The sequence below is a fragment of the Mycobacterium sp. TH-M116 genome (assembly GCF_057473685.1).
The window spans coordinates 1-12,342 of record NZ_JBYCLC010000172.1; the positions used below are offsets into that span (position 1 = coordinate 1).

Below are 12,342 nucleotides of genomic sequence, written 5' to 3' on the forward strand. Positions count from 1 at the left end.
CGCCGGTGACCATCGATGCGGCCTACCAGAAGGTGCGCAGGGCCGCAAAGGCGGCCGCCCGGGCTCCCGAGGAGCATCGCGACGAAGCACTGCACCGGATCCGCAAGCGCGCCAAGCGACTCCGCTACACCGGGGCCGCGACCGGCGCGGCGGAGGTGTCCGAGCGGGCGAAGGCGATCCAGACGCTGCTGGGCGAGCACCAGGACAGCGTGGTCAGCCGCGAACACCTGCTGGCGCAGGCCGACGCCGCGCATGCCGCCGGGGAGGACACCTTCACCTACGGCCTGCTCTACCAGCAGGAGGCCGACCTGGCCCAGACGTGCGAGCGGCAGGTCGACGACGCGCTGCGGGCTCTGGACAAGTCGGTGCGCAAAGCGCAACGCTGAGCCGCACCGGCCGCGAAGGCGGGCGGACGAGTTGGCCTGTAAGCCGGATTCTGTTCCCTGCCGCCGCGGCGTGGCCAACGGCGGCAGGGCGGCGACCATCCATCTGGACACACCGTCGCCGGGTGCCTCGAGCGGTCTACCCGCAGGCTCGGGCGAGCAACCCTCGAACGCCTGCGCGGCCGCACCTTGCGGTGCGGCCTTCTTGACCTTGCTTCGGGTGGGGTTTGCCTAGCCACCCCGGTCACCCGGGATGCTGGTGCGCTCTTACCGCACCGTTTCACCCTTACCACCGCGAGGGTGGCGGTTTGTTTTCTGTGGCACTGTCCCGCGAGTCACCTCGGATTGCCGTTGGCAATCACCCTGCTCTGTGAAGTCCGGACTTTCCTCGAACCGCCTCGCGGCGATCCGCGGCCGCCCGGCCAACTCGTCCGCGACGCTCTACGGTACCCGCAGCACCACGCCGGGGCCAGCAGCTCCCCGCCGCGGGGCTACCCGGCTTTCCGCAGCACGATGACGTTGTCGACCAGGGTCGCCGGCTGACCGTCGGGGCCGAGCGTTTCCCGCTCGACCTGCTCGGCCCGCAGCCGCGTCCAGGTAGCGTCCAGACCCGACGACGCCAGCACCTCCTCGATTCCGGGAAACCGGTGCAGGTGCTCTTTGGCCCAGGGCGGGGCTTCGCCGTGGTCCACGATCAGCAGCACCCCGCCGGGTGCGACGTGATCGGCCGCCCGCCGCAGCACCGCCTCGCGGTCCAGTCGCGCAGGCGAGTGCAGATATTGGGCCGACACCAGGTCAAACGTCCCGTCCGGGAAACTCTCGTTGAGGTCGTGGCATTGAAAGTCAATGTATTCCTGCAGGTTTCGCTCGGCCGCCGCATCGGCGGCGCGCCGCAGCGCGGTCTCCGAGACGTCGACGGCCAGCACCCGCCAGCCGCGTTCGGCAAGCCACAGCGCGTCGGCGCCCTCGCCGCTGCCGAGGTCCAGGGCCCGGCCCGGTGGCAGGTCGGCCGCCGCCGCGGCGAGTTGGGCGTTGACGCGCCCGCTCCACGTCCTCCCGGACGAGCTGTAGCGCTCTTCCCAGAACTGGCGTGCGTCTTGGGCTCTGTCGTCGTTGTCGTGTGAATGGGCCATACCGCGAGCATGCCATTGCCCACGGGGCCGCGTGGTGCCACGGTGACCGGATGACAGAAGCCAACGGATTCGTCGACCAGACGGCGAAGGGTCTGGCGGAGCCGCAGCCGATGTACGAGGCGCTGCGCGAGTTATTTGCAGGCGGCCGACGCCGCAGCCAACTGCCCCGAGGGCGCGATCACGATAAGTCAGCCGCTGCCCCCGGTTTCGGTGTGAACCCAGGGCGGTGATCTTCGGCGTGTCGCCGCCCCGGTTTCACTTTCAACGCCTCGCGCGACCGGCTACAGGTAGGCCGTCTGGTTGACCAGACGCACCGTAGATCCTCCGTCGGAGTAGAACTCGGCGATGCTCAACGACGCGAGATCAAGGTGCAGCCGGTACAGGATTCCGGGCCCCGCATCCAGCGCGAGCCGCAGCAGCATTTTGATCGGCGTCACGTGCGAGACGACCAGCACGGTGTCCCCTTCGTGCGCGGCGACAAGGCGTTCGCGCACCCGTGCCGCCCGCTCGAGCACGGCCTCGAAATTCTCACCGCCGGGCGGACAGGCACCGGCGTCTTGCAGCCACCGGCGATGTAGAGCCGAATCACGCTGCGCCGCTTCAGAGAACGTCAATCCCTCCCAGTCCCCGAAATCGGTTTCGACGAGGTCGTCGTCGACGGTGACATCGAGGGCCAGCTCCTTGGCCGCCGCCGACGCGGTGTCGTACGCGCGCTGCAGCGGCGAGGAGAACACCGCCGCGATCCCGCCGTGTTGCGCCAGGTACCGCGCCGCGGCGCCGGCCTGCCGCCGGCCCACCTCGGTCAACGCGGGATTGCCGCGGCCCGAATAGCGGCGCTGCGCCGAGAGTTCGGTCTGCCCGTGCCTCAGCAGCAGTAACCTGGTCGGCACGCCGCGCGTGCCGGTCCATCGCGGTGCGCTCGCGGCCTGAGCCGCAGCGGTTTTCGCCGGATCGGCGGTTCTCGCCGGATCTGCGCCCGGCAGGTCGGCGACCGGCGGGTCCGACGCCCCGTCCATCGCCTCGTTGGCCAATCGGTCGGCGTACGCGTTGCGCTCCCGCGGGATCCAGCTGTAACGGACCCGGTCGAACCGCGACGCCAGCGCGCGTGCCTCGGCGTGCAGTTCCTTGAGGTCGGGGTGCTTGACCTTCCACCGCCCCGACATCTGCTCCACCAGCAGTTTGGAGTCCAGGAAGACCGCGGCCTCGGTGGCACCCAGTTCCAGGGCACCCGCCAAACCCGCAATCAAGCCCCGGTACTCGGCGACGTTGTTGGTCGCCCGGCCGATCGCGCGTTTGGCCTCGGCCAGCACGGTGGAACGGTCCGCGCTGAACACCACCGCGCCGTATCCGGCCGGACCGGGGTTGCCGCGCGACCCGCCGTCGGCTTCGATGACGACCTTCACTGCTCGACGCCCTTGACCCGCAGCAGGATCGCACCGCACTCCGGGCAGCGCATCAACTCGTCCTCGGGGGCGGCGGTGATGCGCGACATCTCCCCGCGGTCGATCTCGAGGCGGCAGGCACCGCAGCGGCGGCCGAGCAGCGGCCCGGCGCCCGGCCCGCCCCCGGCGCGCTGCCGCTCGTAGAGGTCGGACAGCGCGGGGTCCAGCACCGCGGTCAGCTGCTCGCGCCGCGACACATGAACCCGGCGGGCCTCGGCGATCTCGGCGCGAGCGGCGGCGAGGGCCTGCTCGGCGCCCGCCAACTCGGCGTGCAGCGCATCCGCCGCGGTCGTCTCGGTGTCCCGCTGAGCCTGCAACTCCTCGCGTTGCTCCATCGCCTCCAGCAGCGAATCTTCCAGGCTCGCCTGCCGGCGTTCCAGCGTCTCGAGTTCATGCTGGATGTCGGACAGCTGCTTGGCGTCCGTGGCACCCGAGGCCAGCAGCGAGCGGTCGCGGTTCTCGCGCTGTCGCACCGATTCGACCTCCGCTTCGAGCCGGGTCACCTGCGCGTCCACGTCGTGCAACGCGATCGCGACGGCGGCGGCCCGGTCCCGCGCGGCGTCGCGATCGCTTCGCACCCGGTCGCATTCCGCCTGCTGGGGCAGGTGAGTGGACCGGTGCGCGAGCCGGGACAGTTCGGCGTCCAGCTGCGACAATTCGAGCAGCGAGAGCTGCTGCGCCACTTCGGCTTTCATGGCTGATTCCTCCCGGCCTCGTCGCCACGATGCCCCATGTTCCAGGGGTCGGTGCGAATGCCGCACACCCGCACCTGCAACGCGGCCCCGAACCGGGATCGCAACAGGCCGGCGGCCTGGTCACACCAGGGGAATTCGCTGGCCCAGTGCGACACGTCGATCAGGGCCACGTCCGAGGCCCGGCGGTGCTCGTCGGACGGATGGTGCCGCAGGTCGGCCGTGACGTAGGCCTGAACTCCGGCGCCCGCCGCGGCGGCCAGGAGCGAGTCCCCGGCGCCGCCGCAGACGGCCACCCGCGACACGGCCATGTCGGGGTCACCCGCGGCGCGTACGCCCCAGGTGGTCTGCGGCAACGCGTCGCCGACCCGAGATACAAAGTGACGCAGCGATTCCGGCTCCGGTAGCGTGCCCACACGGCCCAGCCCGGCGTCGCCCGGCGAGGGCTGCAGGGCGAAGATGTCGAAGGCCGGCTCCTCGTAGGGGTGGGCGGCGCGCATCGCCGCGCCCACGCCGGCCCGCAGCCGTGCGGGGGCGATGACCTCGATCCGGTCTTCGGCGACCCGCTCGACGGCGCCGATGCTGCCGATCGCGGGCGAGGCGCCCTCGTGCGGCAGGAACTGCCCGATGCCGCTGACGCTCCAGCTGCAGTGCGAATAGTCGCCGATGTGACCCGCGCCGGCCTCGAACACGGCGGCCTGCACCGCCTCGGCGTTCTCCCGCGGCACGTAGACGACCCACTTGTCCAGATCGGCGTGAACCGCCACCGGCTCGAGCACGGCTTCGACGGTCATGCCCAGGGCGCAGGCCAGCGCGTCGGACACCCCCGGCGACGCCGAGTCGGCGTTGGTGTGGGCGGTGAACAGGGAACGCCCGGTCCGGATCAGGCGGTGCACCAGCGCACCCTTGGGCGTACTGGCCGCCACCGTGTCGACCCCGCGCAGCAGCAGCGGGTGATGCGCCAGCAGCAGCCCGCCGGCGGGTACCTCGTCGACGACAGCGGGCGTGGCATCCACCGCGACGGTCACCGATGTCAGCGTGTCGTCGGGGTCACCGCACACCAGCCCCACCGAATCCCACGATTGGGCCAGCCGCGGCGGGTAGGCTTCGTCCAGCACATCGATGACGTGGGACAGTCGTACGCTCACCGCGGTTCCCCTTTCGTCGTCGCCTCCGAGATGGCCTGGACCAGCAGCGGCCACTCGCGGCGCACCGCCGCCCGCAGGTAACGCTCGTCCAAGCCGACGAATGTATCACAGCGGCGGATGGCAATCCCCTTGTCTCTCAACACTTCTCGTATCCAGATACCATCCGGGTGGCGGAACAGCACGAACGGCCCCCGGCCGGGGAGCACCTGGGCACCCACCGCTTGCAGACCGGCAGCCATGTCGGCGCGGCACCCCGCCAGCCGCACCGCCTGCGCCTCCGCGTCGGCGACCGCCGTCGGATCACAGCAGGCCGCGATCGCGGTCAGCTGCAACGTTCCCACCGGCCAGTGTGCCCGCTGCGCGCTCAGCCGCGCCAACAGCCCCGGCGCGCCGAGCGCGTAGCCCACCCGCAACCCGGCCAGCGCCCACGTCTTGGTCAGGCTGCGCAGCACCAGCACGTCGGGCAGCGATTCGCCGGCCAGCGACTCCGGCTCACCGGGCACCGCGTCGGCGAACGCCTCGTCGACCACCAGGATCCGCCCGGGCCGGCGCCAGGCCAGCAGCTGCTCGCGGGTGTGCAGCACCGAGGTCGGGTTGGTCGGATTGCCCACCACGACCAGGTCGGCGTCCTCCGGTGGCCGCACGCCGACGAGGGTGAACGGCGGCTCGAGCACGACGTGGTGCACCGGCACCCCGGCCGCGGTCAAGGCCGCCGCCGGCTCGGTGAACGAGGGTGCCACGACCACCGCGCAGGCCGGACGCAGGTTGCTCAACAGCGCGAAGGCCTCCGCCGCACCGGCCAGCGGCAGGACCTCGTCGCGGGCGCGGCCGTGCCGGCGGGCCACCGCGTCCTGCGCGCGGTGCACGTCGTCGGAGCCGGGGTACCGGGCCAGGTCGTCCAGCCGCTGGGCCAGCCGCCGCACCAGCCACTGCGGCGGCCGCGCGCCGCGGACGTTCACGGCGAAATCGAGCATCCCGGGAGCGACGGCCTCATCACCGTGGTAACGCGCCGCCGCAGGCGGGCTCGGCTGCAGACTCGCCATCCGTGAAACACTAGTGGTCCGTCGTGGCAGGCCGCAGCAACGTCGGGGACAACCGGAATCAGGGACAATGGTCGGGTGACACGCAGCATGGTGATGGCGCAGCTGGTGATCTTCGACCTCGACGGCACGCTGACCGATTCCGCGGAGGGGATCGCGGCCAGCTTCCGGCACGCCCTGGAACGGGTCGGCGCCGCAGTGCCCGACGGTGACCTGGCCGCCCGGCTCGTCGGCCCGCCGATGCACGCCACGCTGCGCACGCTGGGCCTCGGCGAGGACACCGAGGAGGCGATCGCTGCCTACTACAGCGACTACGCCGCGCGGGGCTGGGCGATGAACAGCCTGTTCGACGGCGTCGAACCGCTGCTGGCCGATCTGCGCGCGGCCGGCGTCCGGCTGGCCGTGGCCACCTCCAAGGCCGAGCCGACGGCCCGGCGCATCCTCGCCCACTTCGGGCTCGACGAGTACTTCGAGGTGATCGCGGGAGCCAGCACGGACGGTTCGCGCAGCACCAAGACCGACGTCCTGGCCCACGCGCTGGCGCAGCTGGCGCCGCTGCCCGAGCGCGTGCTGATGGTGGGCGACCGTAGCCACGACGTCGCCGGCGCCGCCGACCACGGCATCGACACCGTGGTGGTGGGCTGGGGCTACGGGCAGTCCGACTTCCCTGGCGGGTTGGGCGAGGGTGCCACGCACGCGGCGACGGTGGCCGAGCTGCGGAGGGTGCTGGGTGTCTGACCGCGAGCCGCTGCACGTCACGTTCGTCTGTACCGGCAACATCTGCCGCTCGGTGATGGCCGACAAGATGTTCGCCGACCAGCTGCGGCGGCGCGGGCTGGGCGAGAAGGTGCGGGTGAGCAGCGCAGGCACCGGCGACTGGCACGTCGGCAGCAGCGCCGACGCGCGGGCGGCCCGCGTCCTGCGCGATCACGGCATCCCCACCGACCACCGCGCCACCCAGGTCGGCCCCGAACACTTGGCGGCCGATCTGGTGGTGGCCATGAGCCGCAACCATCTGCGGATGCTCCAACACCTGGGTGTGGAGCCGCAGCGGCTGCGGATGCTGCGATCATTCGACCCGCGATCGGGCGCTCACACGCCCGACGTCGAGGACCCTTACTACGGCGAACACGAGGATTTCGAGGCCGTCTACACCGTCATCGAGGCCGCCCTGCCCGGCCTGCACGCCTGGGTCGACGACCGGCTCGCGCGGAACGGACCGGGCTGATGCCTCGTGTGGCGCGGGGCCTGGCGTTCCTGCTGCGGCCGGGCTGGATAGCGCTGGCCCTGGTGGTCATCGCCTTCACCTACCTGTGCTTCACAGTGCTCGCGCCGTGGCAGCTGGGAAAGAACAGCAGGACCACACGGGAGAACCACCAGATCGAGCAGTCCCTCAACACCGCCCCGGTGCCTGTGAGAACACTTCTGCCGCATCAGGATTCGTCGGCACCCGACGCGCAGTGGCGCGGGGTGACGGCGACCGGGCACTATCTGGCCGACGTTCGGGTGCTGGCCCGGCTGCGCGTCATCGAGGGCGATCCCGCGTTCGAGGTGCTCGCACCGTTCGCCGTCGACGACGGGCCCACCGTCCTGGTCGACCGCGGCTACGTGCGACCCGAGCAGGGCTCGCACGTGCCCCCGATCCCCCCGGCACCGCAGCAGACCGTGACCATCACGGCACGCCTTCGCGACTCCGAACCGGTCGCCCGGGACAAGGCGCCGTTCGTCAAAGACGGCTTCGAGCAGGTGTATTCGATCAACACCGAGCAGGTCGCCACCCTGACCGGGGTCACGCTGGCCGGGTCGTACCTGCAGCTGGTCGAGGACCAGCCCGGCGGGCTCGGCGTCGTCGGCATTCCGCATCTGGATGCCGGGCCGTTCCTGTCCTACGGCATCCAGTGGATCTCGTTCGGCATCCTCGCGCCGATCGGTCTGGGCTACTTCGTCTACGCCGAGCTGCGGGCCCGCCGCCGGGAAAAGCAGCAACAGACGCCGCCGGCCGGCGCGGCACCACCGCCCCCGCAGACCGTCGAGGAGAAACTCGCCGACCGCTACGGCCGTCGGCGGTAGGCCAATGCCGCGGCGAGGGCTGCCGCGGCCGCCTGCAGCACCGACGACAGCGCCACCGCGCGGCGCAGGTCGGCCACGCCGGGCTCCCGGCCGTCTCCGAGAGAGGGCCGCACCTCCAGCTCGTGCCGATACCGGGTGGGCCCGCCGAGCCGCACGCCCAGCGCCCCGGCGAAGGCCGCCTCGACCACGCCGGCGTTGGGGCTGGGGTGGGCGGCGGCGTCGCGGCGCCATGCCCGCGCCGCACCCGACGGCGATCCGCCCACCAGCGGCGCGCACGCCACCACCAGAGCGGCGGTCACCCGCGCCGCGCCATAGTTCGCCGCATCGTCCAATCGCGCTGCTGCCCAACCGAACCGGGCGTAACGCGGCGAGCGGTAGCCGATCATCGAATCCAGGGTGTTGACGGCCCGGTAGGCCAGCACCGCGGGCGAGCCGCCCGCCGCCGCCCACAGCAGCGGGGCGACCGCGGCGTCGGAAGTGTTCTCGGCGACCGACTCGAGCGCCGCGCGCGTCAGGCCCGCCACATCCAACGCGGCCGGGTCGCGCCCGCAGAGCGCCGGCAACAGCGCCCGCGCGGCGTCGACGTCGCCGCGATCCAGCAGCCCCGACATGTGCAGGCCGGTACGCGTCAGCGATGTTCCCCCCAGGGCCACCCAGGTGGCCGCCCCGGTGGTCGCGATCGCCCCGGCCCGGCCGCCGCGGTCGCCGGCCCGGCCCGCGGTCGCGCCCAGCGCGCTCACCGCAGCGAGCAGCACGCCCGCGTGAGCTGCCCCCGCAACCCTGCTGTCGCGGTAGCTCACCCGCTCCAACCGGGCCGCGGCGCCGCCGAACAGGGCAACGGGATGACCGCGCTTCGGGTCACCCAGGACGACGTCGGCCAGATAGCCGGCCAGCACGCCGGCACTGCGGGTGATCCGCATGTGGCGAGGGTTTCTGCCGTTAGCCAACCAACGGGTTCCTCACCACGACTGCGGAGCCGAACCTGCCGAAATCTCGATCAGCGGACCATAATTCGCGCACGCCGTGCGCCGCGCACAATGCCGCTATGTGCGCGTCGTGCACCATCGAGCCGATGACCTTCCCGGCAGCGAGCATCGTCTTGAGCCGTTGCCAGTAGCCCGCGGGCTCGCCGAGCACGGACAGGGAAGGCGATTCCAGCCACGCATCGACTTGTGCGATGGCTTGACTCTGCGAACTCGGCGGGCTGTAGATCTTCGGGTGTGTGCTTATCGCGAAGAATTCGTGCAGGCATGGCCAGGGAACCGCCCATGCGGATTTGCCTTCGGCAAGGGTCTTGATACGTGCGGACGCGGCCGAGTGAAACTCGGAGTCCCGCCGATGGGCATAGACCAAGATATTGGTGTCGACGGCGATCATGCCGGGTTGGCGTAGATCTCGTCGCGGATTTTCTCCCACGAGGCGCCGCGGAACGCCGGCTGCAAGCCCTGCCCGTCGACGCTGGCGTCGGTGAGTACGAAAGACTCGGCGCCGGAGCGCTGCTTGATCACCGCGCGCAGGCCGCTCTCGATCAACTCCCGCAAAGTCGTCTGCTCCCGGCGGGCGAGTTGTTGCGCCTCGCGTAACAGCTCGTCCGGGAGATTCACGGTGGTCTTCATATGGCTGACCTTATCAGTTCAGCCATACAGCCATATCCCGTCGGGCACCGGGGCCGCTCAGCGAACAGTGGCGAAGAACGCGCGGACGTCGTCGACGAACAGCTCCGGCTGTTCGAACGCGGCGAAATGCCCGCCGCGCGGCATGGCCGTCCAGTGCGTGATGTTGTAGACGGGTTCGCACCAGGACCGCGGCGGCTTCAACAGCTCACCAGGGAAAGCCGCGACGCCCGTGGGCAATTCGACACGATCCAGGTTGCCCCAGGACCGGAAGCTCTCCCAGTACAGACGGGCCGAGGAGGCGGCCGTGCCGGTCACCCAGTACACCATGACGTTGTCCAGCAGCTCGTCTCGCGTCAGCACGTTCTCCGGGTTGCCGTCGCAATCCATCCAGGCCCAGAACTTCTCCACGATCCACGCCAGTTGGCCTACCGGCGAATCGAGGAGCCCATAGCCCAGTGTCTGCGGCCGGGTGGACTGCTGCTTGGAGTAGCCGGTGCCCCACTTGCGGTGCTCGGCCAACGCGGCCAGGGCCCGCTGTTCCTCTTCGGTCGGGTTCTCCAGCGCCGCGGCGGTCGGCCGCCCGATCGGCATGTTGAGGTGGATGGCGGCGCAGCGGCCGCGATTCCGGCCGATCTGGGTGGTGACGGCCGCGCCCCAGTCGCCCCCCTGCGCGCCGTATCGCTGGTAGCCCAGGCGGCCCATCAGCGTCTCCCACGCCTGCGCGATCCGTTCGACGCCCCACCCGGTGCTGCTGGGTTTCCCGGAGAATCCGTAACCCGGAAGCGACGGGCACACCACGTGAAACGCGTCCTCGGCGCGCCCGGACGCCGGGTTGGTCAGCGGCTCGATCACCTTGTGGAACTCCACGACCGAGCCGGGCCAGCCGTGGGTGATCAGCAGTGGGAACGCGTCCTCGTGCAACGAGCGCTGATGGATGACATGGATGTCCAGGCCGTCGATCTCGGTGGTGAACTGCTCGAAGCGGTTGAGCGCGGCCTCGCGCGAGCGCCAGTCGTATCCGTCGGCCCAGTAACCGGCCAGCGCCCGGGTGTAATCCAACGGGATGCCCTGGCTCCAGTCGTGCACGCATTCGGCCTCGGGCCAGCGGGTGCGCGCCAGGCGCGTGCGCAGGTCCTGCAGGACATCGTCGGAAATGTCGATGCGGAACGGTTGCACGGCCTCACCGCCCCTCGTCATCGTCGCATCGCGCTGGTGGGCGCGGACGGTATGGAACCGCCGACCGCTGGTGTGTCAAACCCGGGCGGGCCGTCTGTCTCGTTTTACTCCATGCCGCGGAGTCCGGGAACGCCCAGGCCAGCGGCTCGCGTGTGTCCGCTGCGGCCACACAGTGCCGAGTTGTGTTCACCCATCCTGGCACACTCTTGGCACTGCGGGGGTTTCGGTCACGCCTTTCCGGAGAGCCGCACGTGATGCGATAACACAGCGTTAGCATCAGTTACTTCGCTAAGTGATGCTACGGTGGCGGTATGGCATCACTCAGCGGCGGAACCGCTGTCGACTACGAGACGCTTACTTGGGGGCTGCCGACTGAAACCACTTATCAGCTGGCCGATCTGCGGGCGGCGCAACGTCAGACCGGCGAATACCAGGCTGCCATACCCGCCACCATCGCAGACCTGGATGTCGCGCTGCCCGCGAGGGTGCTCGCCGATGCCGAAGAAGCCAGCCATGAGATCGCACGGTTCGACGCTGAACTCGGCGACGAGGTCGCCCCTTTCGCGTCGATACTGCTGAGGACGGAGTCGGCAGCCAGCTCGAATATCGAAAACCTCACCGCGTCGGCGCGGACCATTGCCGAAGCCGAGACGCTGGGCGACACCAGCCGTCGCAACGCGGCGATGATCGTCGGCAACACCGAAGCGATGAAAGCTGCCATCGCACTGGCGGATCAAATCGACGAGGATGCGATTCTTGCCATGCACACCGCGTTGATGCGCGGCAGCCATCCGGACATGGCCGGAAAATGGCGTACCGAGCAAGTCTGGAGAGGCGGCGGCAACTTCGGTCCCCGCGGGGCCGACTTTGTGGCTCCTCATCACGAGCGTGTCCACACCGCCATCGCAGACCTGCTGACATTCTCCCGGCGGAACGACGTCCCAACGCTGCCGCAGGTCGCGATTGCGCACGCGCAGTTCGAGACTGTCCACCCTTTCCCGGACGGCAACGGGCGTACCGGACGCGCGCTGATTCAGGCGATGCTCCGCAACAAGCGGCTGACCCGGCAAATCACCGTCCCCGTCTCCGCAGGACTGCTCACCGACACCGACGCATATTTCGGCGCGCTCGGCTCCTATCGGGAGGGCGACCCTGCACCAATAGTCGAAAGTCTCTCCGCCGCCTCGGTATCGGCGGTCGCGAACGGTCGGCACTTGGTCGCCGATCTGCGGTCGATACGCGCAACCTGGGATTCACAGATCACTGCCCGCCGCGACTCGGCAGTTCACCGAGTTGCGGACTTGCTGATCAAACAGCCGGTGTTCAACGCGCGGGTGCTCCAGCGTGAACTGGGCATCTCGACCGGGAATGCACGCAGATACGTGGATCCCCTCGCCGACGCTGGGATCATCGTCGAGTTCACCGACCGCGCCCGCAACCGGGCCTGGCGCGCACCCGAGGTCCTGGGCGCACTTGACGCATTCGCTGTGCGCGCCGGACGGCGTGGACCCACCGCCTAGCCGCCCGCGCACCACCCAAAGGTCCACGGGCGATGCCGAGAATGCCGACTCCCGGCGGGGCGATCTGCATCAACGCTGGTGGGCGCGGACGGTATCGAACCGCCGACCGCTGGTGTGTAAAG

General features: G+C 70.2%; 14 protein-coding genes and 1 other RNA gene. 5 read left to right on the forward strand and 10 right to left on the reverse strand.

The genetic code is table 11. The features are described 5' to 3' along the window. Positions 1–386, forward strand: a 386-nt coding sequence (locus AC2VOK_RS08770) for a CHAD domain-containing protein (RefSeq protein ID WP_428900128.1), incomplete at its 5' end; no start/stop codon positions are given. A 23-nt stretch (positions 387–409) separates the two neighbouring features. Here AC2VOK_RS08770 and rnpB read toward each other — a convergent pair. From rnpB to cobC, 6 genes are all read right to left on the reverse strand, one after another. Next, positions 410–813, reverse strand: an RNA gene (rnpB, locus tag AC2VOK_RS08775) — RNase P RNA component class A. 61 nt (positions 814–874) lie between these two features. After that, positions 875–1,516 (reverse strand): class I SAM-dependent methyltransferase, encoded by a 642-nt coding sequence (locus AC2VOK_RS08780; RefSeq protein WP_428900129.1) that lies wholly within the window; start codon positions 1,514–1,516, stop codon positions 875–877. Positions 1,517–1,797: 281 nt separating this feature from the next. Continuing rightward, complete coding sequence (locus AC2VOK_RS08785; protein WP_428900130.1) at positions 1,798–2,919, reverse strand: bifunctional RNase H/acid phosphatase; 1,122 nt, start codon at positions 2,917–2,919, stop codon at positions 1,798–1,800. Continuing rightward, a complete protein-coding gene (locus tag AC2VOK_RS08790) occupies positions 2,916–3,653 on the reverse strand; it encodes a zinc ribbon domain-containing protein (protein ID WP_428900131.1) in 738 nt (245 codons plus the stop codon). The genes AC2VOK_RS08785 and AC2VOK_RS08790 overlap by 4 nt, the downstream gene beginning before the upstream one ends. Next, complete coding sequence (locus AC2VOK_RS08795; RefSeq protein WP_428900132.1) at positions 3,650–4,798, reverse strand: Nif3-like dinuclear metal center hexameric protein; 1,149 nt, start codon at positions 4,796–4,798, stop codon at positions 3,650–3,652. Before AC2VOK_RS08795 ends, AC2VOK_RS08790 begins: the two co-directional genes overlap by 4 nt. Further along, complete coding sequence (gene cobC / locus AC2VOK_RS08800) at positions 4,795–5,841, reverse strand: Rv2231c family histidinol phosphate aminotransferase CobC (RefSeq protein ID WP_428900133.1); 1,047 nt, start codon at positions 5,839–5,841, stop codon at positions 4,795–4,797. Before cobC ends, AC2VOK_RS08795 begins: the two co-directional genes overlap by 4 nt. Positions 5,842–5,928: 87 nt before the next feature. On the opposite strand from cobC, the gene AC2VOK_RS08805 reads away from it, so the two are divergent. Genes AC2VOK_RS08805 through AC2VOK_RS08815 form a run of 3 tightly spaced genes read left to right on the forward strand, consistent with a single transcriptional unit; the run spans position 5,929 to position 7,908 of the window. Next, the gene (locus AC2VOK_RS08805; protein ID WP_428900139.1) at positions 5,929–6,576 is read left to right on the forward strand and encodes an HAD-IA family hydrolase; all 648 of its coding nucleotides are present in this window, start codon (positions 5,929–5,931) and stop codon (positions 6,574–6,576) included. Next, entirely contained in the window at positions 6,569–7,066 is a 498-nt protein-coding gene (locus AC2VOK_RS08810) for a low molecular weight protein-tyrosine-phosphatase (protein ID WP_428900134.1), read from the forward strand. Before AC2VOK_RS08805 ends, AC2VOK_RS08810 begins: the two co-directional genes overlap by 8 nt. Then, positions 7,066–7,908: an SURF1 family cytochrome oxidase biogenesis protein gene (locus AC2VOK_RS08815; RefSeq protein ID WP_428900135.1), complete on the forward strand. Its 843-nt coding sequence runs from the start codon at positions 7,066–7,068 to the stop codon at positions 7,906–7,908. The genes AC2VOK_RS08810 and AC2VOK_RS08815 overlap by 1 nt, the downstream gene beginning before the upstream one ends. Here AC2VOK_RS08815 and AC2VOK_RS08820 read toward each other — a convergent pair. Genes AC2VOK_RS08820 through AC2VOK_RS08835 form a run of 4 tightly spaced genes read right to left on the reverse strand, consistent with a single transcriptional unit; the run spans position 7,890 to position 10,700 of the window. Further along, on the reverse strand, positions 7,890–8,828 hold the full coding sequence (locus tag AC2VOK_RS08820) for a cobalamin biosynthesis protein (RefSeq protein WP_428900136.1): 939 nt from the start codon (positions 8,826–8,828) through the stop codon (positions 7,890–7,892). The two genes, AC2VOK_RS08815 and AC2VOK_RS08820, sit on opposite strands and share 19 nt — an antisense overlap. Positions 8,829–8,847: 19 nt before the next feature. Beyond that, positions 8,848–9,285, reverse strand: coding sequence for a type II toxin-antitoxin system VapC family toxin (locus tag AC2VOK_RS08825; RefSeq protein ID WP_428900137.1), 438 nt, complete (start codon positions 9,283–9,285; stop codon positions 8,848–8,850). Then, a complete protein-coding gene (locus AC2VOK_RS08830; protein WP_407689549.1) occupies positions 9,282–9,524 on the reverse strand; it encodes a type II toxin-antitoxin system VapB family antitoxin in 243 nt (80 codons plus the stop codon). The genes AC2VOK_RS08825 and AC2VOK_RS08830 overlap by 4 nt, the downstream gene beginning before the upstream one ends. A gap of 57 nt (positions 9,525–9,581) precedes the next feature. Then, the gene (locus AC2VOK_RS08835; protein WP_428900140.1) at positions 9,582–10,700 is read right to left on the reverse strand and encodes an epoxide hydrolase family protein; all 1,119 of its coding nucleotides are present in this window, start codon (positions 10,698–10,700) and stop codon (positions 9,582–9,584) included. 311 nt (positions 10,701–11,011) lie between these two features. Between AC2VOK_RS08835 and AC2VOK_RS08840 the strand changes: the two genes are divergently transcribed. Next, positions 11,012–12,220 carry a Fic family protein gene (locus tag AC2VOK_RS08840; RefSeq protein WP_428900138.1) on the forward strand — a complete coding sequence of 403 codons (1,209 nt, stop codon included), beginning with the start codon at positions 11,012–11,014 and terminating at the stop codon, positions 12,218–12,220. Positions 12,221–12,342 lie beyond the last annotated feature (122 nt).